This is a genomic window from Armatimonadota bacterium (assembly GCA_029907255.1).
GTDB lineage: Bacteria > Armatimonadota > UBA5829 > DTJY01 > DTJY01 > JAIMAU01.
In genome coordinates, this window is sequence record JARYMF010000005.1 from 33,531 (window position 1) to 56,921 (window position 23,391).

At 47.8% G+C, this 23,391-nt stretch carries 19 protein-coding genes; 2 read left to right on the forward strand and 17 right to left on the reverse strand.

From position 1 onward, the window contains the following. Entirely contained in the window at positions 1–1,719 is a 1,719-nt protein-coding gene (locus tag QHH26_05410) for a GAF domain-containing protein (GenBank protein MDH7481402.1), read from the forward strand. Here the strand turns inward: QHH26_05410 and folP are convergent. The 11 genes from folP to accB form a co-directional block, all read right to left on the reverse strand. Beyond that, positions 1,691–2,944: a dihydropteroate synthase gene (gene folP / locus QHH26_05415; GenBank protein MDH7481403.1), complete on the reverse strand. Its 1,254-nt coding sequence runs from the start codon at positions 2,942–2,944 to the stop codon at positions 1,691–1,693. The two genes, QHH26_05410 and folP, sit on opposite strands and share 29 nt — an antisense overlap. Positions 2,945–3,011: 67 nt before the next feature. Beyond that, positions 3,012–3,797: a tetratricopeptide repeat protein gene (locus QHH26_05420; GenBank protein MDH7481404.1), complete on the reverse strand. Its 786-nt coding sequence runs from the start codon at positions 3,795–3,797 to the stop codon at positions 3,012–3,014. Between the two features lie 19 nt (positions 3,798–3,816). Beyond that, complete coding sequence (locus QHH26_05425; GenBank protein MDH7481405.1) at positions 3,817–4,851, reverse strand: Gfo/Idh/MocA family oxidoreductase; 1,035 nt, start codon at positions 4,849–4,851, stop codon at positions 3,817–3,819. A gap of 114 nt (positions 4,852–4,965) precedes the next feature. Beyond that, positions 4,966–5,919, reverse strand: coding sequence for a glutamate formimidoyltransferase (ftcD, locus tag QHH26_05430; GenBank protein MDH7481406.1), 954 nt, complete (start codon positions 5,917–5,919; stop codon positions 4,966–4,968). Then, a complete protein-coding gene (ftsH, locus tag QHH26_05435; GenBank protein ID MDH7481407.1) occupies positions 5,916–7,808 on the reverse strand; it encodes an ATP-dependent zinc metalloprotease FtsH in 1,893 nt (630 codons plus the stop codon). Before ftsH ends, ftcD begins: the two co-directional genes overlap by 4 nt. Before the next feature lie 100 nt (positions 7,809–7,908). Next, positions 7,909–9,315: a tRNA lysidine(34) synthetase TilS gene (gene tilS / locus QHH26_05440; GenBank protein ID MDH7481408.1), complete on the reverse strand. Its 1,407-nt coding sequence runs from the start codon at positions 9,313–9,315 to the stop codon at positions 7,909–7,911. After that, positions 9,312–10,508 (reverse strand): cofactor-independent phosphoglycerate mutase, encoded by a 1,197-nt coding sequence (locus QHH26_05445; GenBank protein MDH7481409.1) that lies wholly within the window; start codon positions 10,506–10,508, stop codon positions 9,312–9,314. The genes tilS and QHH26_05445 overlap by 4 nt, the downstream gene beginning before the upstream one ends. Before the next feature lie 77 nt (positions 10,509–10,585). Further along, positions 10,586–11,518, reverse strand: a complete 933-nt coding sequence (locus QHH26_05450) for a phosphoribosylaminoimidazolesuccinocarboxamide synthase (GenBank protein ID MDH7481410.1) — start codon at positions 11,516–11,518, stop codon at positions 10,586–10,588. 45 nt (positions 11,519–11,563) lie between these two features. After that, entirely contained in the window at positions 11,564–12,646 is a 1,083-nt protein-coding gene (thrC, locus tag QHH26_05455; GenBank protein MDH7481411.1) for a threonine synthase, read from the reverse strand. Positions 12,647–12,648: 2 nt separating this feature from the next. Next, positions 12,649–13,935, reverse strand: coding sequence for a homoserine dehydrogenase (locus QHH26_05460; GenBank protein ID MDH7481412.1), 1,287 nt, complete (start codon positions 13,933–13,935; stop codon positions 12,649–12,651). A gap of 95 nt (positions 13,936–14,030) precedes the next feature. After that, positions 14,031–14,519 carry an acetyl-CoA carboxylase biotin carboxyl carrier protein gene (gene accB / locus QHH26_05465; protein MDH7481413.1) on the reverse strand — a complete coding sequence of 163 codons (489 nt, stop codon included), beginning with the start codon at positions 14,517–14,519 and terminating at the stop codon, positions 14,031–14,033. Positions 14,520–14,857: 338 nt separating this feature from the next. Between accB and csrA the strand changes: the two genes are divergently transcribed. Continuing rightward, entirely contained in the window at positions 14,858–15,088 is a 231-nt protein-coding gene (gene csrA, locus QHH26_05470) for a carbon storage regulator CsrA (protein MDH7481414.1), read from the forward strand. A 3-nt stretch (positions 15,089–15,091) separates the two neighbouring features. Here the strand turns inward: csrA and QHH26_05475 are convergent, their stop codons facing one another. From QHH26_05475 to QHH26_05500, 6 genes are all read right to left on the reverse strand, one after another. After that, positions 15,092–16,522 (reverse strand): HEAT repeat domain-containing protein, encoded by a 1,431-nt coding sequence (locus QHH26_05475; protein ID MDH7481415.1) that lies wholly within the window; start codon positions 16,520–16,522, stop codon positions 15,092–15,094. A 50-nt stretch (positions 16,523–16,572) separates the two neighbouring features. Next, on the reverse strand, positions 16,573–18,168 hold the full coding sequence (locus QHH26_05480; GenBank protein MDH7481416.1) for a protein kinase: 1,596 nt from the start codon (positions 18,166–18,168) through the stop codon (positions 16,573–16,575). 35 nt (positions 18,169–18,203) lie between these two features. Beyond that, on the reverse strand, positions 18,204–19,556 hold the full coding sequence (locus QHH26_05485; GenBank protein MDH7481417.1) for a Stp1/IreP family PP2C-type Ser/Thr phosphatase: 1,353 nt from the start codon (positions 19,554–19,556) through the stop codon (positions 18,204–18,206). Positions 19,557–19,665: 109 nt separating this feature from the next. Then, complete coding sequence (locus QHH26_05490) at positions 19,666–20,799, reverse strand: DUF3662 domain-containing protein (protein ID MDH7481418.1); 1,134 nt, start codon at positions 20,797–20,799, stop codon at positions 19,666–19,668. Between the two features lie 103 nt (positions 20,800–20,902). After that, a complete protein-coding gene (locus QHH26_05495) occupies positions 20,903–21,760 on the reverse strand; it encodes an aldo/keto reductase (GenBank protein ID MDH7481419.1) in 858 nt (285 codons plus the stop codon). Positions 21,761–21,762: 2 nt separating this feature from the next. Beyond that, a complete protein-coding gene (locus QHH26_05500) occupies positions 21,763–23,274 on the reverse strand; it encodes a DUF2961 domain-containing protein (protein MDH7481420.1) in 1,512 nt (503 codons plus the stop codon). Between the last annotated feature and the right edge of the window lie 117 nt (positions 23,275–23,391).

Sequence of the window (23,391 nt, forward strand, 5' to 3'; positions counted from 1 at the left end):
TTGGGTAGCCAATTTCGCTTGCTTCCCATGCTCCCAATGCCTAAAACTCCCATGAACCAACTTATAGAGAAATATAGCAAACTTGAGGCAGAGAACAAACATCTTCGAGAAATGCTGGCAGAGCGCGATATCGAAATCGAAGCTCTCAGGCGGCTTGGGCAGGCAATCGGCTCGACATTCGATACCCAGCATTTGCTTGATGTGGTTGCCGACATAGCTGTCCAAGTCACAAAGACCGATACTTGCTTCATCTACCTCCTTGATGACGAAAGCGAAGAGCTTGTTCTTAGAGCAGCCAAAGGTGCTGATAGAGAATTGCTCGGCAAGATAAGAATGAAGGTTGGCGAAGGAGTCACGGGTTGGGTAGCACAAGAACGAAAACACGTAGCGCTTGACAGAGACGCATTTAGGGATCGCCGTTACAAAGCCTTCGCCGGGCTAAAAGAAGACCGCTTTCATTCCATGCTGTCTGTTCCTCTAATAGCAGGCGAGCAACTTGTTGGCGTTATTAATATTCGCACGAATCCGCCCCACAAATACACTGAAAGCCAGATACGCTTGATGGAACGCATAGCTGAACAAGTAGCGAATGCCGTTCAAAGTTCGCGCCTCTACAGAAACATGGAGACTCAAGTGTCGCGCCTTTCAACCTTATCCGAAGTCAGCCGCTCAATGACTTCCGGCATGTATCTCGACGAAATACTTGGTCTTATTGTTAACATGACTGCCGAAACGATGAATTTTAAAATCGTGACCGTCATGCTTGTAGATGAGGAAAAGCAAGAGCTTGTAATCCGTGCCACACAGAGCACCAGCCGAGAATATATATTCAAGCCAAACCTCAAGCTTGGGGAGAGCCTAGCAGGCAAAGCAATTCAAGAAGGCAGGCCAATTACTGTTCTCGACGTCAAGAGCACTCCTGAATACCGATATCCTGATATTGCCCGAAAGGAAGGGCTCTGCTCAATGATTTCTGTTCCGCTGCGCGTCCGCGAAAAGATAATTGGGGTGCTCAATTGTTACACAGACAAACCACATGTCTTCACGAATGGCGAGATTGGAATTCTCACAGCGCTTGCTAGCCATGCGGCTCTTGCCATTGATAACGCAAAGCTTGTCGTCAAGTCAGCAATCATCCAGGAAATGCACCATAGGGTTAAAAACAACCTGCAGACAATAGCTAGCCTCCTACGTTTACAAATGCACTATGCAAAAAGTAATTCTGTCGAAACCGTGCTACAAGAAAGCATTAACCGTATCCTCAGCATAGCTTCCGTCCATGAAGTTCTTTCTCAAGAAGAAATGGATAACGTCAACATTAAGAAGGTTGCAGAAAATATCTTAGCTGCAACCTCCCAAAGTCTCCTATCGTCCGAAAAACAAGTTGAAACGTCATTAAGTGGTCCGGATATCCTACTTCCTCCGGCAAAAGCCACCTCAGTGGCTCTCATCTTAAACGAACTCATTCAAAATGCGTTCAAGCATGGATTTAAGACTCTTGATAAAGGGAACGTTGCCGTAAAGTTTTCAGAGGATGAACGTGAAATTGAGATTGCAGTAATAAATGACGGCACGCCGCTACCAAAAGGATTCGACCTCCGCCAGAACCGCAACTTGGGGCTTCAAATCGTAGAAAGCCTTGTCCGCGATGACCTCCATGGCCGCTTCTCACTAAAAAGCAACAGAAGGATTACGGCAACGGTTGTGTTTCCGAAATAAACCGAACAATAGCATCGGTCATCCTCGCCACCTTTGCCATTTGTTCTACATCATGCACCCGAACGATATTTGCTCCGTTGGCAATACTAATGGCCACAGTGGCGGCAGTACCTTCCAAGCGCTCGGTTGGTGGGAGTTCGCCCAGAATTTTGCCTATGAAGGATTTTCTTGATGTACCTATCAAAATGGGGAAGCCGAGCGACTTGAAATCACGCAGTTTACTGATAATCTCCAGGTTATGTTTAACAGTTTTGCCAAAACCAATACCAGGATCAATAATTACGTATTCTTCTGGCAAGCCAGCCTCGACCACTTGCTCAATGCGCTGGCGGAGAAATTTCATGACCTCAGATACCACATCTTCATAGACAGGATTATCTTGCATGGTTTGTGGATTGCCCTTCATATGCATGATTATCACAGGAACTTTTCGCTCGGCGGCAAGTGCCCTCATAAGCGGATTTACAAAGCCTGTGATGTCGTTGATAATGCTTGCGCCCGCATCCAGCGCTGCACGTGCGACTTCTGGCTTATAAGTGTCAATTGAAATCGGAACTGATACACGCTTCGAAAGCTCCTGAATTACTGGAACGACCCTGGCAAGCTCTTCTTCAACAGGCACGGGTTCGGCGCCAGGACGGCTTGATTCGCCGCCGATGTCAATCACATCAGCACCTTCATTTACCATCTCCAAGCCGCGCTTAATGGCAGCGTTTTTATCTACATACAATCCTCCATCTGAGAAGGAATCGGGCGTAACATTCAATATCCCCATGATTAGGGTGCGCTCGCGCATAGTAGAATAGAACGACTGGAGGCAAACAGGGAGCTCACCTGGAGAAGGCATAAGCGAAATTGGATTACGGTAATTTTCGATTGCCAAAGCTATTTCGTCGGCGATTTCTGGCAATGAAAACTGCTGTTCGTGGAGGTCATGAATCACCTGGTCAAAAACCTTCCCAGTACCCATGAGCAGTACGTCTGAGTGCTCAATACGACCGGTGATGCAGTCTCGATGGATGGCTGCGTCTCCACCCTTTGCCAGCATTTCTTCCTTAAGGATGAGCGCCGCTGGGGTTCGCACGTTGTCCAGCTTGATAACATAGTGTTCTGCTTTCGGAAGCATTCTGATGACGCCGGCCCACTCCGCTCCGATTCTCGTCATCTCGGCTTCCAGGTCATCCTGCTTCCGAGAGGTATAGACCCTAGCGTTGTGCCCACCCATGCTCTTACTCCAACATGCACTCTTATCCCAAGTTCAATTAATCAAACACAAGTAGGAATAAGAGCGATTAGTGGTAAAACTTTTGCTTCCATTCAGCCCAGACTTCCGGCAATTCTTCAAATTGAATTTGTTTGAGTGTCGCCATTCCGGAGTAGCTAAGATAGAATCCTCTTTCCAGGGCTGCCGCCTCAGGGTCGCGAATTAGCTTTGCGCGGAATATGTAATCCTCTGCCGCTAGCATGAGTATATGGCGGAGCTGGTAGTTGTCCAGAACCTCGATTGCTTGTCTAGCCTCGCGCGCTGTATCCTCATCGGGCTGCATTTCCAACACCCTAGTGAACTCCTGAACAGCATTGCCGATGTCGCCCTTCTGCTGATAGAGCACTGCCTTCTTAAAATGATTTAATGGTGACATAGGATCTAGACTTATCAATTCATTTGTAACCTGCAGTGCTTTTTCAAGCATTCCTTTTTGAAGATAAGCTATGCTGAGAACGTCTCGTGCACTTAGGCTATGTGGTGAGTACTTGAGGAGTTCTTTTGCCTCTTTTATCGCATCATCAACTCGCCCAAGCTCCAGCAGGATTTCCAGAAGCAGATCGCGGCTCCGAAGATCATCCGGCTTGATTCTCAGGGCACGCTTAGCTGCCAGAATGGCGTCATCCATCCTTCGCTGGCTTCTGCAAAGCACAGCTAACCGATAATATAAAAGCGGCTTGTCTTTGGCCGTACGAATGGCTTTGCTCAGAAGCTCGATTGCCTTCTCAAACTCCCCATTCGCCTCAAGTTCGTCCGCTTTCTTTAAATAATCAGCCGACGTCAATCTTTTCTTTCGATTCTGTTGAGCTGACACGGTAATCCGCCCTCTCACATTATAGTTTGACAGGCTGGCCAGTCCGTGCCGATTGGTAAACAGCGAGAATCACTTCAACTGCGTGCCTTGCCTCAGCACCGCTCACCATCGGCTCCCTATCTTCTTTCACAGCAGCAATTAAGTCCGCAATTTGCGCCTGATGGCCGTGCTGAGAAATAGCGGTTGGGTCGGAAGATGCATTGCCCACCTGGTCTTGAAGGCTTTTTGTGACCTCTTGCTTATCCTCGCCAGGCACGTCCCAGCGAACGATATTTTCACCGTCTACAAGTATTGTCCCCTTCTCGCCATGAAACTCCAATCGGTGATTCATACCTGGCGTCACAGAAGTCGTTCCTTCCAGCACGCCAAAAGCTCCATTTTTGAATCGAATTGCGGCGACTGAAGTATCCTCCACTTCAATTTTCCTTACAAGATGGTCGGCAAAACCGAAGATTGTGTCAATCGGCCCCATTATCCAGCGGAGAAGGTCAACACAGTGAACGCCTTGGTTCATGAGCGCTCCGCCGCCGTCGAGCGCCCAGGTTCCACGCCAAGCCGCGCTATCGTAATATTCCTGACTTCGGAAATATTTAAGATACGCATCGCCCAACACAAGCTTGCCCAACTTGCCAGCATCAATTGTTTTCTTGACAAGCTGCCATAACGGCGATGTGCGCCGCTGGAAGATGCACGCAAGCTTAACTTTCTGTTCGGCACAGGTTTGGATCAACTTGTCTATCTTTTCAAGGCTGATATCAATAGGCTTCTCAGTCATCACATGCTTTCCAGCAAGAGCGGCGTCGACTCCCATATCCGCATGCATACCGCTGGGCGTACATATAGAGACGATATCAATATCATCTCGCTTGAGCATCTCTTTGTAATCAGTATATGCGTACTTCGCGCCAAAATCGTTTTTGATTTTCTCCGCCTTTTCTGGAACGATGTCGCATACAGCAATTAATTCCGCATCGGGAATTCTGCTAACTGCTCCGGCGTGCCAAGGTGCGATTACGCCGCATCCAATAATACCGTAACCAACTTTGTCTTTCATCAAACTCCCCCTGTTAGTAGCCATTCAGCTAAGTTCACGTTTTATTTTTCTCCATAAACACAAAATTTCCTTTATGAATTGAAATGCAACATTGAGCATTTACATTTGGGAAAACTACATGCGGCTAAGCCAGTATTCGAGGATTTGGGTGGGTTTGAAGTCGCGGAGACGAAGATCTGTAGGATAAGCACCATCGAGGTATTTTTGGGAAACGAGGCCTATTAATTCGCTTTCATCTGCCTCAACGTCATACTTTCGCGCTTCCTCTACGATAAAGTCGAAAATTCGAGGAAGAGCCACAAGATCAGGGCGCGTTACATTCATCGAGACCTGTGCTTTTGAGCGACTCTCAAGCCAAACGCTAATTGCCTTGACGCCTGGCAAGTGTGCGTTATCATTTCGCACCTTGCGCGCGATATCTGCAGCAATCTCCATGTCATCACTTTGGAGATTGACATTATATGCGACAAGGGGACCACGTGCGCCAACCACTACCGCGCCTGCGGACGGGTGAAGTCGCTTTGGACCGACATCGGGAGCACGTTCACCTTCTAAGCCAACTTCCGCAAGGCGCTCGTAACCTCCACGGCGCACATCAGCAAGGTTAGTATGGTGAGCCTTTATGGCTGACTTTTCATAAAAATAAACTGGAACGCCCAGGGTCTCAGCGATTTCCTGCCCTATTTCATGGGAAATTGAGACACACTCAGCCATTGTAATGCCCCTAATGGGGACAAGGGGGATAACGTCTGCGGCGCCAATTCTTGGGTGGCCGCCAGTATGTTTTTGCATGTCAATAAGCTCGACTGCTCGGGTCGTCGCCGCTAATACTGCTTCTCGAACACCCTCTGGCCCACCAAGAAAAGTAACAACCAGACGATTGTGATCAGGGTCTGAAGAATAATCAGCTAGCGTAACCGACTTAACAGTCCTCACAGCATCCACAATTGCCTGGATGACGGACTGATTTCTGCCTTCACTGAAGTTAGGCACACATTGAATGATTGCACTCACAGCTGACCTTGAGGAATAGCATAAACGCTGGCTATCCTGGAGAGCATGAATCATGCTACGCCAGGTTCGAGACGAGGCTTGCTGTCTGGCGCAAGATTTGGCTGCTCCAGTTTTTCCGTCTGTTCACCAGATGAATTTGGCGTTTCGCCCTTGCCTTCAGCCTCCGAACTCTTCTTGCCGTACATGAGCTCTTCAAGCTCCTCGCGCTCGATAGTCTCCTTTTCGAGGAGTACATTTACTATCTCAACCACTTTTTCTCTTTTTTCCTGGAGAATTGTCTCGGCGCGCTTATAACACTCATCGATGATTCTGCGGACCTCGTTATCGATTGCTTTTGCCATTTCCTCGCTGTAGTTTCTATCCTCCATCAGGTCACGCCCAAGGAACGGATTTCCATGCTTTCTGCCGAAGGTAACCGGGCCAAGTGTCTCACTCATCCCAAACTCACAAACCATACTTCTAGCAATTTCCGTTGCCCGTTCCAAATCACTATTCGAGCCGGTCGTGACTTCGTTAAAGAAAATCCGCTCCGCCGCACGTCCACCCAGCAACCCTGCGATGTCATCAAGCAACTCGCTTCTTGTTGTCAGATACTTGTCCTGAAGTGGAAGCTGCATCGTATAACCCAGCGCAAGTCCGCGAGGTAATATGGATACCTTGTGCACCGGGTCGGTGAGCGGCAGAAGTTCCTGGACGATTGCGTGACCGACTTCGTGATACGCCACCATAATCTTTTCTTTTTCGCTGATTATGCGGCTTTTCCTTTCCGGACCCGCAATCACACGGTCAATGGAATCTTCAAAATCCTCCATTTTGATTTTGGTGCGCTCACGCCGCGCCGCCAGTAGCGCTGCCTCGTTCACAAGATTCGCTAAATCTGCACCAGAGAAACCAGGAGTCCTTCGAGCGAGGTTTTCGATGTTTACATCAGCATCGAGTGGCTTGCCCCGCATGTGCACGCGAAGAATAGCTTCTCTTCCTTTTGCGTCGGGGTGGTCAACAACTACGCGTCTATCAAAACGACCTGGTCTGAGAAGCGCCGGGTCCAAAACATCTGGTCGGTTAGTCGCTGCAATAAGGATAACGCCGGTGTTCGGGTCGAAGCCATCCATCTCGACTAGAAGTTGGTCAAGTGTCTGCTCTCGCTCATCGTGACCGCCGCCGAGACCCGTACCTCTCTGACGCCCAACCGCATCAAGCTCATCAATAAATATCAGACTAGGCCTGTTAGCCTTTGCTGTCTCAAATAGGTCGCGAACGCGTGATGCGCCCACACCTACGAACATTTCAACAAAGTCTGAACCGCTGATATGGAAGAAAGGTACTCCTGCTTCTCCTGCAATGGCTCGTGCCAACAATGTTTTGCCGCACCCAGGAGGACCTAGAAGCAACACGCCCTTCGGAATCTTTGCTCCTAATGCCTGGAATTTCTTTGGATTCCGTAGGAATTCAACGACTTCTTGTAGTTCCTGCTTAGCTTCATCTACTCCAGCAACATCATCAAACGTAACTTTCGGCACGTTCTCAGAGAACCGCTTCGCTCGACTGCGGCCAAAAGAAAGTGCTTGGTTCCCGCCAATCTGTGCCTGCCGGATAATGAATAGGTAAAAGATTGCAAGTATTCCAACCATCGGCAGAACCGTGAAAAGCAGGCTCTGCATGAATGTTGAAAGAGGCGGACCAGCATATTCAAGTACCCCACCTTTTTCTCTTATTGCCCTGGAGAGCGCCGATTTCTCATCGTCGCCAGCACCGGCAAGCATTACGATGATCTTTCTATCGGTGGTGGTGAGGTTTGCCTCCAAACGGTCCTCACGCCACTTTACCTTAGTAACATGCCCCTTTTCGACTTCCTTCCAAAAAGTGGAGTAATCCATCTGCTTGGCTGTCCGCCCGGGCGCGAAAGGCTCCCTTATGATGTACAAAGCAGAAGCCAAGATCATCAATATCAAAAAGGTTTTAAAGAACCTGGACAAGCTCAATTCCTCCTCTTATTACCTCGCATTGGAGGGTACTTGATTATACCACTTTGCATCGTCAAACTCAAGTTCGCAATGGATTAGCAGCTAGGCGCAAGAAAGTCTGAGTCGAACTGGTTACTTTTGCCAACTCTGAGACGGCCAATCCAACTACCCATATGATTTTCTCACTGTCTTCAATAACAGGCGTTCTGTATCTCATTTGCCGCGGGATTTTCTCATCAGTAAATAGGTCTTGCAGCTTCTTAGATCCCACCATCCCAAGAGGCTGAATGCGGTCTCCTGGCCTCCAATTCCGTGCAATAAGCTTTCCTCGGATAGCGTCATAATCAAGAACTACCTCCATACTTCCTCGTGGCCGCAGAGGCTCAATCTTCTCTGTAATAATCTCAGCCTCGATGACAAGGTCGGCCTCTGCAATGACTGTCTTGCCAGGAACCGCCAGCTCATACTTATATATAATCGGCTGGTCAGGCGGCCTTTCTGAATAGAAAGAAATTAACCTCCCGCTTTTTTCTACAAATATGCCTCCTGGAAGCTCATATCGAAATCCCCCAACGGTTGCTATAAGCCGCAGAAGCTCTTCAACATGTTTGTAGCCCAAATCTGTAATTTCGCCTTTGATCGCCCTATATGCCTCACGAATAACACGGCGGCGTATCGCAAGGGGTTCGACCTCAAAAACAGACGAGTCCAAATGGACTGATTTTCCATCTCTGCTTTTAGTATTTTGAATGAAGGCTTCTTTCGCCTTTTCATCAAGATACGCTGAATCCGCCCGCGCAAGTTCCGCTAGCTGCAAAATCACAGTATCAATATCGGGGTTGAACAAGCGCAACGTTGGAAGGAGCTGTAGGCGAATTCGATTTCTAGTATAAATTGGAAGGAGATTGGTTTCATCTATCCGCGGCTGAAGGCCAGCTTCTTGAACATATTCAGTCACGTCTTTGCGCCGCACGCTTATTAAAGGGCGAATTATTTTTCCTCGCACCGGCGGCATCCCAACGAGACCGTCGATTCCGGTGCCGCGGATAATGTTCATTAAAACTGTTTCCACTTGATCATCCGCTGTATGCCCAAGAGCTATTCGAGAGGCGCCGATTTTCTCCGCGGTATTTTCAAGGAACTCATATCGAACGAGCCGCGCAGCCTGTTCGGCTGAAATCCTCAAAGTTTTTTGGATTTTCGGCACGTCCACCTTTTCGACGCTGTACGGGATTAAAAGGTTCGCTGCCAGCGAACGAACATATTCCTCATCTTTATCTGATTCCTCACCCCGAAACGAATGGTTGAGATGGGCGACATGGAGAGAAATACCAAGTTCATCTCGGAGAGTCCAAAGCGCGTGCAGAAGGGCTACCGAATCGGGGCCTCCCGAAACGGCAACGAGAACCTTCTCACCCGGTAATAGCATTGTATATTGTCGTACCGTGGTGAGCAGCGATTCAATCAGCCTGTGTCTTTCAATCATTCAAAGAGAAGATCAATAAGACGGAAGCCTTCGTCTACCCTAAGCTTTGTTTCAGGGACAGCCCGTTCATCAAACGGCAGGTTAGTTTTGGCTGGTTCAAACGAAGAGAAGAGCACAAAGGGTACCGGGTCAGTCACATGGGTCTTCGTTTCAATTGGCGTGGCATGATCCGGAGTAACCAAAATTCGAAACCTTTCAACACCCTTTAAGCCTTCAAGTATGGTACCGAGCACCAATTTATCCACGTTCTCAATTGCCTCGATTTTTTTGTCTATATCACCGATATGGCTAGCTTCATCTGGTGCTTCGACATGCACAAGAACGAAATCTCGGTCCCTAAGGGCCTCAACCGCCGCCTTACCTTTCCCCTCGAAATTTGTGTCAAGGTAACCAGTAGCACCTGGGACATTCACAACTTTTAAGCCCACGGCACGCCCCAGGCCCTTTAGCAGGTCAACCGCCGCCACAACTGCTCCTGTGCGGCCAGTCTTCGCAAGGAAGTTGGGCATATCAAGCGCTCTTCCCTGGCCCCACGGCCATATCATATTTGCAGGATTTTTCCCTTCTTCTCGCCTGCGTTTATTAATCGGATGACTATCAAGAATTTCCAGCGAGTCATAAATTAAGCCTCTAAGCATATTTTCCCCATCACCAAGAGGAAAATAATCCTTAATCGCCTTGCCTATGATATTATGCGGCGGCTCGGTTTTAACTTCGGCCGAACCATCTCTCCAAACCATGATGTGGCGGTAGCTTACACCCGGATAAAACTGAACTTTCCGTGTACCAAGTTTTTCATTTACAAGAGTTATCAACTCGCGAGCTTCATCGGTGGACACATGGCCGCCGCTGTAGTCAATCATTATTGTTCCGTCGGAACTCACAAGATTGCAGCGAAAGGCAACGTCCCTTTTTTCAAGCGGAATCTCCATGCTGACGGCTTCTATTGGTCCACGTCCTGTGTAATACTTCCGCGGGTCGTAGCCAAGAAGGGACATAGCCGCAACATCACTACCAGGCTCCATCCCCTCGGGAATCGTGTTCACCACGCCAACCTGCCCATTTGATGCCAGGTGGTCCATAAACGGCTTGCGCGCTACCTGCATTGGCGTCTTCCCATCTAACTCAGGAATCGGCCGGTCTGCCATGCCGTCTGGTATAAGAAGTATATATTTTACATTTTCAGCTGTCATTTTCTTTATTCTTAAATAAGCGTCAACAAAGCATGTAATTTGGTATGACACTAGCTTTAAAAGGAAGCTTATGGTTCTTATGCAAGCGATTTACCAACAATTCGCCGATATGCTTCGCGGTATTTCTCGGCTGTTTTTTGAACCACGTCATCTGGCAAAACAGGAGGTGGCGGTTCTTTATTCCAGCCTATACTCTCCAGCCAATCCCGCACATATTGTTTGTCGAAACTCGGCTGAGGCCCGCCTGGCGAATAAGTATTCACATCCCAAAACCGTGAAGAATCAGGCGTAAGGACCTCGTCAATTACAATAATTTTGTCGCCCAACCTGCCAAATTCGAATTTTGTATCAGCGATGATTATGCCGCGGGAAGCCGCGTAGTCTGCCGCTAAGGCATAGATTGCAAGGGTTTTCTCAATCAATATATCAGCGTCAGTTTTTCCAATCATCCGCTCCATTTCTTGGATACTTATGTTCAGGTCATGCCCCGTCTCAGCTTTGGTCGCCGGAGTAAATATCGGCTCGGGAAGCTTATCGGACTCTCGAAGGTCCGAAGGTAGCAAATGACCATGAAGGTCAACAAATTTGTCTCCAGCGGCCTGGAGCGCAGCCTTGTATTCCTTCCATGCCGAACCTGAGAGATAACCCCGAACAACGCACTCAACCGGAAATGGCTTAGTCTTGGTCACAACCATCGAACGTCCATCTAGTAAATCCCTTAGGCTCTCAACATCAGCGACGCCATGTGCATCCAGCTCTTTTAAAATTTCGTCTGTATCGGCCGTGACCAAATGATTTTCGACGACATTTTTTGTAAGCTCGAACCAGAAAAGCGAAAGTTGAGTGAGAACACGCCCTTTGTCTGGAATCCCATTTGGCATCACAACGTCAAATGCTGAGATTCGGTCAGTCGCCACAATCAGCAGTTTGTCACCAAGGTCATAGACGTCTCGAACCTTACCAGTTCGGAACTTTGGCAATCCTTGGATGTTTGTAGTGAGCACAATCACTTTGCTTTCGTCCTCCTTTAATATTTAAATAGAAAACCAAGCAAATTAGTATCCAATTGCCTTTAAAATCGCTTTAAGATCGGGTTCAATGGTTACGGGATTTGTGGCAACCTTAATGGCACGGTCGGGATCTTTCAGTCCATGGCCTGTAAGAACGCAAACGACGGTCGCTGGTTCAGTAAAGTAGCCCCGTCTAGATAGTTTATAAACGCCTGCGACAGAAGCAGCCGACGCTGGTTCGCAGAAAATTCCCTCAAGGCTAGCAAGCATTTTGTATGCTTCCAAAATCTCGTCATCGGTGACTATATCAATTAAGCCGCCAGATTCATCACGCGCTGCGACTGCCTGCTTCCAACTCGCTGGATTGCCAATACGAATGGCAGTTGCAATTGTCTCTGGCTTTTCGACGGGATGGCCAAGCACAATTGGTGCCGCACCCGCCGCTTGAAAACCAATCATTTTTGGCAGTCGGTCAATCTTCCCATGCTCTAGATACTCCTTATAACCTTTCCAGTATGCAGTGATGTTGCCTGCATTACCTACTGGAATTGCATGATAATCCGGTGGTCCACCTAGAACATCGCATATCTCAAACGCGCCTGTCTTCTGTCCTTCAATTCTATAAGGGTTAATCGAGTTAACAAGAGTTATCGGGTAATTAGAAGTGATTTCCTTTACTAAGTTTAGGGCATCATCAAAGTTCCCTTTGATTTGTAAAACCTTCGCCCCATGAATCATCGCCTGCGAAAGTTTCCCTAGTGCGATATTTCCCTCGGGAATCAATACAATGCAATCAATTCCAGCTCGTGCGCAATAAGCCGCCGCGGATGCCGAAGTATTGCCAGTTGATGCGCACATAACCGCCTTGGCTCCCTCTTCGATGGCTTTAGAAATAGCCATTGTCATCCCGCGGTCTTTGAACGAGCCAGTTGGATTCAGTCCCTCATATTTCAGGTATATCTTGAGGTTTGGTGCAATTTTACGAGCCAAATTTTCCGCTCGAATTAAAGGTGTGCTTCCCTCCAGGAGCGTGATTATGGGAGTCTTTTCAGTTACAGGCAAGTACTGCCGATATCTCTCAATGACGCCGACTCTTCGAAAAATATCCGTTTGCTGGTCAAGAACCATGTTTATTCCTCCACCCTAATCCAATTGCAAATTTCCGACACTTCCTGGAGTCTGCCCATTTCTTCCATTGCCTTGCGGAAGTTGCGCTCGGCAACTACATGTGTTATTAGAACAATCTCCGCTTTGTCACCTTGTGAATCCTTCTGTACAACCGATGCTATGCTCACCTGATTATCGCCAAAGACCTTTGCCAACGCAGCTAGCACGCCCGGACGATCTGCAACCAGCATCCTGACATAGTAACGCGCTTGGATTGCTTCTATCCCTTGAACCGGCTTTTCGTCTTGGAATGGAAAAGGTAGGCGGGCATTTGAACCTGCATTGATATTACGCGCAATTTCCATTATATCGCCAACAACAGCGCTTGCTGTTGGCAACGAGCCCGCACCACGGCCATAGAACATCACATCTTGGACGAAGTCACCACGGACATAGATAGCGTTGTAAACATCGCTCACCGAAGCAAGCGGATGTCTTGCGGATATCAACGTCGGATGCACTCTAGCCTGAATGCTTTGGTGATTTGCGCGTGCTATCGCCAACAGCTTGATTACATAGCCCAGCTCCTTTGCGTATTCTATATCGCGCTGCGCCACCTTGGTTATCCCTTCGGTGTATATTTGGCGAACATCTACTACCGAACCGAATGCAAGCGATGCCAGAATGGCGATTTTGTATTGTGCATCATAACCTTCGATGTCGTTGGTTGGGTCCGACTCAGCATAACCTGCCTTTTGCGCCTCTGCAAGTGCTTTGGCAAAATCTTTGCCTTCTTTATCCATCTTAGTGAGAATATAGTTGGTTGTGCCGTTGACAATTCCCATAACCTCGGTGATTCGGTTTGCTGCCAGGTATACGCGCAGAGGACCAATGATTGGAATGCCTCCACCAACACTACCTTCGAAGTAGAGGTCAAGACCGTTATCTTGAGCTTCAGCAAGAAGGGTTCGCCCTTCTTTTGCGATTAGTTCTTTGTTCGCAGTAACAACGTGCTTGCCGTTTTTGAGAGCACGACGAATAAAATCGCCAGCCGGCTTTACGCCTCCAATCAATTCTACGACGATATCTATCTCTGGGTCATCGATAACTTTGGAGACATCGGTAGTGAGTAAGCTGGGGTCAACTTTGACAACTCGTGGTGTGGAAATGTCAAGGTCGCAGATTACAGAAAGTTCGATTCTCGAACCAACTTTGCGACGAATTTCTTCTGCATTCTCTAGTAGAAGTTTGGCTGTCCCAGTACCGACTGTCCCGAATCCAATAAGTCCGACCTTAATTAGAGGCTTCAACCTTTCCTCCCAAACATTATCAAAATGCCCATAATTGGGGGTAAGGAGTGAAAAGTACCGACGGTACCATTTTTCCTACCAAATTGTATATGCCCTCACTCAGTTACTGAGGTATCTATCGTCATCAGAATATCGCCTTGCTGGACAAGCTTGGCGTTCTCAACCAAAATTGCGACTACTTTGCCACCTTGCTCAGCTGGTATCTCACTAAACACCTTCATGGCTTCGATTAATCCTACTGTCTGCCCTGGCTCAATGATGTCGCCAACCTCCACATAGGGCGGGGAATCAGGAGAAGGACAGCTGTAGAACACGCCGACCATGGGAGCCCGCAGTTGGTATAAGTGTTCTTCGGAAGTAGTTGCCTCTGGAGCAGTGCTTTCGACCTCAGCTGGACCCTCCTCCTTAGGTAATTCGGCAACAGTTGTAAGATCAACACTAGGCATTAAAGTAACGGCGCGGTCTTCCTCAGCCTTGATTGTGACGCTAAAGCCTTCCTCTTCAATCGTCAGCTCTGTAAGGTTGTTTTCTTCCACCAATGAAACCAATTTTTCAAGTTTTTCGTAATCAATATTTGAGCTCATGGGCAGGCAGTCCTTTTGCCAAGTATTCGTTTTTTACTACTTTGTAAGCTTTCGCTTTGATATCCTAATTTTCACTGATGTGATGCTAAGTATAACATTCAGAGCCCAGCATGTCAATTTGACATAACGCTAAAAAGGTGAAAAAGATAGAGCATAAACAGTAAATCTTTGAAACAAAACTTGTGTTTTGTTTAAGATTAGCCGATAATTCCAATTGCTAGTGAATAAATCTGGCAATTGTACTAGGCTGGCGGATATTTTGCATAACCCAAACTGTCAGGGGGAAAGCACATGTCATTACCTCGAGGCGTTTGAGCCGCCTCAGGAGAGGTAGCCCAATGTTAGTCTTGGCCAGAAAAGTTGGCCAGCGAATCGTCATCGCCGGTGACATAGAGATCACTGTAGTAGAGATCCGTGGCGAGCAAGTTCGTTTGGGGATCACAGCGCCCAAGAACGTTTCAATTTACAGGAAAGAGCTTCTTGAGCAAGTAACGGCTGAGAACATAGAAGCCGCAGCCACTGCCCAAGACAACAACGAACTGCTCAACCATGGGGAGAAAAAGGAATAACCTCTATAGACGCTGGAGGGCGCGTTCGATAGTCCAGCGCAGGTCGGGGTCTGCTGTCTTTGCCATTTTTTCCAAGCTTGGTTTTGCTCGGTAGTCTCCAATAAGTCCCAGCGCATAAGCCGCCCATTTTGATGAAGCACCTCCCGAAGCAAGCACCTTAAGCAACGCAGGAGTTGCATTTGTGCCAATCACTGCCAATGCGCGACATGCGCGGTACTTGACCACATCGCTAGCATTTGAACTGAGCACTGAAACCAGCTTGGGAATAGCTTTGTCACCTATATAAGCAAGAGAATCAACTGCTGCCTCTGCTACTCTTCCGTCTGGATCTCCCAATAATTTTACAAGCGGTTCAAGCTCAAGAGTTGCAGTCTGCTCACCAAGTCCTTTAGCAGCTGATAGGCGTATTACTGGGTCAGGATCGCTAGCAAGTACTAGCAAAACCTTTGCAGCTTCGGGCGAATCAATCTTTTCGAGCACGGCCGCTGCTGCTCTTCTCAAGTCCCGCGGGCCTGACATGGCAGCAACTACTGGTCCTACCGCCGGTGCTCCAACTCTCTGCAAGCTGGAGATAACCGAAGTTCTAACTTTCAAGTCAAAATCTGTTAATGCCGCAACTAAAGCCTTAATTGCCTTTTCCCCGCCAACGACGCTTAGCGACCGGGCAGCACGTGCGCGCACCTCTCCATCGTCGTTGGGATTGCTAAGAACTTCTATAAATATATCTGTCGCTCTTGGATCGCATATCGTGCACAAAGAGCTGATTGCCACCCGTCGCACGGCCGCAATGTCACGGGTGCTTTTAATTAGAGCGGGCGTTGCCTTCATACTGCCTATCTTGCCAAGACATACAGCCGCGGTCATTCGCACATCCTGATCTTTATCTCTAAGCAACTCGACGAACGCCGGAACACTAGGCTCGCCAATCCGAATTAACACATCGCTTGCCGCCGCCCTTGTTTCAGGGGCTCGCACAGCTTCCTTAACCTTGGGGATTGCTGGTGGCCCAATTGCAACAAGTGCATTCGAAACACCTTTGCGCACGTTTTCGTCGGAATCTTTTAACGCGGGCACAAGCAAATCTATGTGGTCCCTGCCTAGCACGACAAGTGCTGCTGCAACTCTGTTGCGAACCGTAACTCTTGGATCTTTGAGGAGAACCAAGCATTGCTTTACCGTCATTGGCCCAGGCATGCGTCGGATAACTGTGCGTATGATGTTTATGCGCTCAAGGCGCGTCATTTCCTGCATTATATCAAATAATCGATCACGCTCCATGAGCTCCCTGGCGGCGGCAATCTTTTGTTGTTGAGTGCCATAGCGAAGGTCGTGAGCCAACCTACTCATCTCTACGTGATTTGTAATACCTTTGGTAATACCATAAAGAATTACTCCGACAATCAAAATTCTCCAGAATAGTTTTTTCTTATTCAACTTAGCCACTCCTAACTAATCCAACTTGGGAAATCATTCTTTATTTTTGCTTACCTTAATAGTATCGCAAAAGATGCAAGCGAAATAAAGAGTAGTGCAATCGCCCACAGCCGCCAGCGCGATGCTGTTAGTAATTGCGCTACGATTAGCAAGCACAACACTGTGCCAACTGCCGACGTGATTATAATCTGGCTAGCTCCAAGCGTCGAATTACCTTCCGCAAAAGACTTCACCATACCAATGATAGCACCTAAGCCAACGCCAGCAATTACTCCAGGAACAAACCTCTCGAGAATTCCCAAATCGGCAGCCATGCTAATGATAAAGAGCATGGCGGCAAGAAGGCCTGCTATAATTAATCCAACCCCAATTACTCCGCCCTTGCCCATCACTGCAGGCAAAAGTGGAAGCATGCACATGACAAGAAGTGGTACATACCACCAAAATACTTCTTCGAACTGCCTTCTTGCTGGCAGAATTTCCACAACCGCCGGGATAGTAATCGTTTGGCCATCTACTTCCAATGTTAGATGGTCCTCATAAATGCCAGGCTGCCAAACATTTCCCCCTTCAGCAACCAAAAACAGACTCTGCTTGCGGCGGTTGAAAACCTGTGGGCTGACACTCAGCCATCCCGGCTGAGAAGCAACTCTCCCTTTTGTTTTTCCTCGCCCCGGCACGCGAACTCGCAGCTTCAGGCTTTTTGTTTCTCCCTGGCGAACTTTACCAAAGTTCAATTCGTCCAGCGAGAGTTCAATTTCTGGATTCTTGAACTCTTCTTTATTTAAAGCAGGCAGATCCTCGAAATGTTTAGAGCCTGTTTGTAAAACCGACCTATCAATGCGCCCCAGGATAAATTTTAAGTCATCCCGCAACTCAGCTGCACTTTGGTAGCGGTCATATTTATCCTTCGCCAGTGCTTTGCAGATAACCTGCTCCAAATCACCTGGTAAAGATGGTTCGAGTTCGGTAATTGGAATTGGCGTGTCTTCCTCGACCGCCCGCTTCCACGAGAATGGGTCCTTTGGCTTTGCTGCTTGGAAAGGGCGCTGTCCAGTGAGCATTTCGTAGAGAGCAACGCCGACCGACCAAATGTCCGACCTATGGTCCGAATGCTCTTCTTCCTCGAAGTCCTCTGGCGCCATATATGCGTAGGTTCCTGCACCACCTGCATAAGAACCGCTTCCTAAAATCTCCGCGAGGCCAAAATCCACAATTTTCGCTTTTCCATTCTCAGAAAGCAGAATGTTGGCTGGTTTGATATCGCGGTGGACAATATGATTCTTATGGGCAAAATCAAGCGCATCGCATACTTGAATGGCGATTCTCAATGCCTCTTCAGGCGGAAGTTTTCCCCGGCGGCGCATGTACTCGTGAAGGTTTGTTCCTTTCACGTACTCCATGTCAATTACCAAGTGCCCGTTTATCTTGTCAACACTGTTCACCTGCACTATATTTGGATGGCGCAGGCGGTCGAGCACGCGCGCCTCCTCAATAAACCGTGCCTCATCCGCAGCCTGGAGACTTATCTCCTTTAAAGCAACATGCTTGCCAAGGAGGGTATCCCATGCGAGATATACAATGCCCGAAACTCCATGGCCAAGCACATCGAGCTTTTCATATTTTCCAATTTTTCCTAGCGCCATGGTTATTGATACTGAATAATTGGTGTTTAATTAGGCTATGGACCATTAGACACTTCACTTTGAGCTTTAACGCGGATTACCTTCAGCCGCCCACTATCAATTACGAATATGTTCCCGTCCTTATCTACTGCGAGTGCTTCAGGAGCAACAAGCTTGCCCTCTCCAATCGTCCTTAGGAAAAGACCATCGGGCGCAAACTTTACAATTTGCTTTCCAACGGGGTTGGAGATGTAAAGATTGCCTTGAAAATCTGAAGCAATCATAAACGATGCCATAGATGGCTTAGGTTTCAGCAAGTCGTTCGCCGCAAGGGTGCCGAGAATAGCACCAGAAGAATCCAACCTGAGCAAACGGCCCTCTCTATCAACAACATGTATAAACCCCTGCTGATTGAGCAAGAGAATTTTGCCCTGAAGCGGTACATAGCTAAGTGAGACCGGTTCATCATACTCGATATTTGCAAGACTTATACGCCGCGTCTGGGCTTTCTTAATGGGGGGCGGCTTTAGGTGCCTCGACGGAAGCAAGTTGCTCCCGCAAAGCCCAATCCCGATTCCCAAAAGCAATCCAATTATACCAATGAATATCGAAAAGCTGCGTTTATTCCTGGGCATGGCTGGTGTAATGCTCTTATCCCATCCATAGGCTGCAACAACGGCGGTTATATTATCTGAACCACCATTCCTCAGCGCCGCATTCACAAGCTCGTCGCACGCCTCCTCAGGACCAGACACACTAGCTAGGATGGATTTTATTTCAACCTCAGAAACAGGAACCGTCAAACCATCTGTGCAGAGAAGAAGAATATCGCCAAGTTTCAAGTCGGTAGAGCTTATCTCAGGCTCTGCATCTGGCTCTATACCTACCGTGCGAGTTACCACATTGCGGAACCGACTTTTGCGCGCTTGCTCTTCGGTTATTTCGCCTGCCTTGATTTTCTCAGCAACGAATGAGTGATCCTCTGTTAGACGGCAAAGTTCTCCGTTGCGAAAAAGGTAAGCGCGACTATCACCCATGTGCCCCAAGTAAACCTGTTCGCCTTTGACTGCGGCAACGACACAAGTGGTCCCCATGCCCTGAAGTTCGGGGCTAGATGCTGCCTGCCTATAAATGGCATCATTTGCTGCTTTAAAACTGTGCGCTAACGCTCCTTTGATGTCCATAATTCCACTGACTAGCTGGGAAAGGAGCACATCCCGGATGGTGTTAACAGCCATGACGCTTGCTACTGAACCAGAAGATCTTCCACCCATGCCATCTGCAACAATGTATAGACCATCAAGTACCCCTCCGAGTTGTTCAGATGGAACAGCTAGGCAAGCATCCTCGTTTGAAAGCCGCTTTCCTTTGTGAGTCTTATATGACGAACTTAAGGTCGGGATAGCCATATCTACCTGTTATAAATCTCTCCTCAGCAAGCCTATCACATACACAACAAATAACGTGAGGCATGCCAAAAACACATATTTCAATATCCCTAGGGTATAACTAAAGAGACTAATCCATTTCAAAGCCGATCTCTACTTTCCCTACAACTATCTTATCGCCTGGCAGAAGCCTCACCGGCGAGTGTGCAGGCACTAGCTCGCCATTGATTCTGGTTCCGCTGCGACTACCGAGATCCTCCAAGTAAAAAATTATCCCGTCAGGCGAGAACACCCTGGCATGTTGACTTTCCACGCCGGCATCTGTAATGCGAACATCAGAAGTCAGGGACTTGCCAATAATGACCTCCGATGCCAACAGAAATTCTTCTTCAGTTCCGCATGGAGTCTTGAGTAACAATCGCGGGCGTCTTGCACACGAAGTAGCTAGCGGCGGAATCTTCGGTTCGGCTGCCGAGCTTTTGAAAACCATTTGTGTTGCGCCAAGCCTGATGTGGTCGCCATCTCTGAGTAAGTGACTTTCAATGCGCTCGTCATTCACCCAAACGCCGTTTGTGCTGTTCAAATCCCTAATCTTGAAGCCTTCTTTGCCAAGGGTGATTCGAGCATGCCTTTTCGAAACCATTCCATCCTTATCAAGAATCAAATCGTTACCTAACCGCTTTGATCTTCCGATTAAAATGTCGGGCTTATTCAGCATAAATTGTTGGACTCTCCCATCAACATGGTTAACAATGAGAGTTGGGGGTGCAATCGTTGCGTCATCCCATGTCTCGACGGCGGGTATGGTGTGTTCCTCTTCGAGCTTATAAGGCATTTGTGGACCAATTTGATTGGACATTTCAATTTCCTTCTCAGCAGGACGAACATCCCATTTGCACTTTACCCTTAGTTTTTCTAGCTGAGATTTGCCTTCCTCAACGGATAGTTCTTCGATGGTAAAATCCAGCGGTCCACGAAGGTAGTATTTATTCTGCGCCATATACTTGCGGAGGGCTGATTCGAGCTCTGCTTTGTCTAGAAATGCCAGAAGGTAGTCTCTTTCCTCGTCACTCTCAAAGTTGAGCTCAAGTATATATTTATTCGGCACATAAACCTTGCCATCAATCCCCTCCTTGCGGTTATCCTCCATAGCATTGATGATCCTTCGCAGCACATCCTTTGGCCGAATATCGCTTTCTGCATCGCCAAACCAGGATTCGTACCAACCAGCGAAGGCTTTGTTCAGTTTCTCAAGTATATCCATTTTCAGCGTCCCCTTCGTGGAATCACCGCTGCTGTATATTAATACGAGAGGCTGCCAATATTTGTTGGCAAGGCTTTGTTTGGCTTGTCAATTATGGCAAGACTTAAGTCATAATACTTTTACTACGCTTCAGGATATCGTCAATTTGCTCGGTTGATTCAAAGCCGACAATTATGGAATCAATGCAATCAAGGCCAAGTACATACTTAAGCGAAGCATCACGCTCCTCAGCTATTGTCCCCTCGCCCAGAATTTTAATCCCAACGACGGCCTTCCCTGCGTTATGCAGTTTCTTTATCACCGTCACTACCTCGGAAGGTTGACCGTCCATTTTCGCGCCCTTGTGGTTAATACGAACAAGGGCAAGATCTACCCAAGAGTTCTCAATCGCTGACTTCATCGCCTCAAGCGAATGGATTGAAATTCCATGTGCTCGGATAATCTTCTTTTCCTTCGCCGCAGAAAGCACATCCATAATTTCGCGCTGGTCAGCAGCCCATGTGCCCTCGGTTACGCAGTGAACCAAGAGGATATCTATATAGTCGGTACCGAGCTCTAAAAGAAACCGGTCTAAATCCTGCTGAGCGTCTTTGCACGTGCGGTACCATATCTTAGTTTGGATAACATAATTTTCCCGAGGTATTCGCCTGAGAGCAGCACGAACATACGAGTGTGTACCATAGATATCTGCAACGTCGAAATAGTTCACTCCAAGGTCATAAGCATAATTGATTAAGCGGGAAAACTTAACCGTTCCGAGTTTGGTTTGGTTTGAACGCTTGTCCCAGCCTTTTGTACCAGTACCAAAACCGAGATAGGAAACCCTGATGCCGGTTTTGCCAAGTACTACACGGTCGGTTAGCGATGCAAGCTTTCGCTCCGAATTGGCAAGCAACTTAGGCGAATATGCAGTAGCTATGGCACCAGTCAAGAATTCACGTCTAGTTATCTTAGGAGACATTTTCACCTCACACGAAAGCGCAGTATAGACACAACTGCATTGCTCCGAGGCTTGAGATTCTTCATCACAACCGGTATGCGGCCGGTTGAAGTATCGCTTGCAGCAATTGGAACCTCGATCCACCTACCTGATTGGAAACCCTCATATTCCCCTATTAACCGTCCTGCTACCGTGATGGACTGTTTCCGGCCACCACCAAAATTGTCTGGGTCGATAATAAACATGCGCAATGTTCCTGAAACCCCTTTCGGACAAATGATGTCGAATTCAAGCGAATCAAAATCAGCCCAGCAGTAATTAACAGGACCTGGCCAAGGCGAACCTGAGAATGAATAGCCTTTCTTTAAAACAAAATCCCAGCCCTCTGCGAGGTATTCATCCTCATTCTGTAATCTACCGCAATGCACGACAAAAGTCTCTCCGGGCTCCGGAGGCTCGGTTTTAGCTTGGGGCACTACAAAAGGCCGGCGACTTCTTGCCGGCGGTAGCGGAGAAAACAGCATATGCGGCTCTTTCTGATACCAATATGCCACGCTTGAAATTTGGAGGGGGTTCTCGGATTTAGAGAACTCTTCGCGGAAGAAAGGCGCTTCGTTCTTGCCAAAGCCGACTGTCATCCTTAACGATTTTTTAAATGAAATGCAGTCATTAAGAGTAAAACGATATGCCGCCGCACCATTTAGAAACGGCTGGTATCCAGTATATGCAAAGCTATTCTCCTGCTTGGGGAATCCCCAGCTAAAGCCAAATGAATCCTCTAGACCTTGCCATTCAATGGATGGTTCTGCCTCTCCGTCAATGTAGAATTTAACATTTTCATCTACTGGATATCCTCCCGACGGATTGCCAACATGACGGATGGTAACATTCCAACCAATAAATTGTCCCCTGCCCCGTGCTTCGAAAACCTTATAATCTTCCTTGCCAAGAAGGAGCGTCTTCTGCCGCCAAGTAGCATGAAAATATCCGACGTCCGGCGGCAATGACTTAAGCGTGCGGTAGATAACGTAGCTATAACACGGGTTTGCCGACCACGAACCGTTTGGATAGCGCGGATTGTCCGTTTCGACCTCAACTCGGGCCGACTTGGCGAATGGCATTGGGAAATAGCAATTCCATCCACGCTTCTTGTTAACAAGGGCCGATTCCACACGCTCAAGAACACCATTGGGGTCACAGAAGAAATCTACAAGCGGTGTCTCAACACTAGGATTTTTCTCGCCATCCCAATAAATTCTAAGTATAGTATCGCGATTCAACTTCATCGCCTGCGGAAGTGCAAAGTGAATCATTGTAATGATCCCTGGCCCCTTTAAATCAGCAATTATGACTTTGCTTCGCCCTTCGCCAAACTGCATTTCCTTTGGGTTCTCACCCCAAAGCGCGTTCACCTGTTTAGTTTCCCCTTCCCAGAGGCGACAGATTGATTCCACTTGGGGATAGATGTCAAGCGCAGCCTGGCAAATAATTACGTTGAGGAACATAGCTAACACAAGGGCAACCTTTGATACCATTTTTGAACCTCCCTAAGAATACTGAGGTAAAGTTTAGCACATGGTTTATTTGCTAAGTTCCGCAGGGCTTCCTAGAAATCCTTTAGCAAACCATGCTATTTCCTTTGCGAAGATTTG

Coding starts and splice junctions, on each gene's coding strand:
- QHH26_05500 (MDH7481420.1), bottom strand. CDS start 23,274: ATGGTATCAAAGGTTGCCCTTGTGTTAGCTATGTTCCTCAACGTAATT.
- csrA (MDH7481414.1), top strand. CDS start 14,858: ATGTTAGTCTTGGCCAGAAAAGTTGGCCAGCGAATCGTCATCGCCGGT.
- QHH26_05480 (MDH7481416.1), bottom strand. CDS start 18,168: ATGGCGCTAGGAAAAATTGGAAAATATGAAAAGCTCGATGTGCTTGGC.
- ftcD (MDH7481406.1), bottom strand. CDS start 5,919: ATGATTCATGCTCTCCAGGATAGCCAGCGTTTATGCTATTCCTCAAGG.
- QHH26_05485 (MDH7481417.1), bottom strand. CDS start 19,556: ATGGCTATCCCGACCTTAAGTTCGTCATATAAGACTCACAAAGGAAAG.
- folP (MDH7481403.1), bottom strand. CDS start 2,944: ATGGGTGGGCACAACGCTAGGGTCTATACCTCTCGGAAGCAGGATGAC.
- ftsH (MDH7481407.1), bottom strand. CDS start 7,808: ATGATCTTGGCTTCTGCTTTGTACATCATAAGGGAGCCTTTCGCGCCC.
- accB (MDH7481413.1), bottom strand. CDS start 14,519: ATGAGCTCAAATATTGATTACGAAAAACTTGAAAAATTGGTTTCATTG.
- QHH26_05490 (MDH7481418.1), bottom strand. CDS start 20,799: ATGGATATACTTGAGAAACTGAACAAAGCCTTCGCTGGTTGGTACGAA.
- QHH26_05445 (MDH7481409.1), bottom strand. CDS start 10,508: ATGACAGCTGAAAATGTAAAATATATACTTCTTATACCAGACGGCATG.
- tilS (MDH7481408.1), bottom strand. CDS start 9,315: ATGATTGAAAGACACAGGCTGATTGAATCGCTGCTCACCACGGTACGA.
- QHH26_05495 (MDH7481419.1), bottom strand. CDS start 21,760: ATGTCTCCTAAGATAACTAGACGTGAATTCTTGACTGGTGCCATAGCT.
- QHH26_05425 (MDH7481405.1), bottom strand. CDS start 4,851: ATGAAAGACAAAGTTGGTTACGGTATTATTGGATGCGGCGTAATCGCA.
- thrC (MDH7481411.1), bottom strand. CDS start 12,646: ATGGTTCTTGACCAGCAAACGGATATTTTTCGAAGAGTCGGCGTCATT.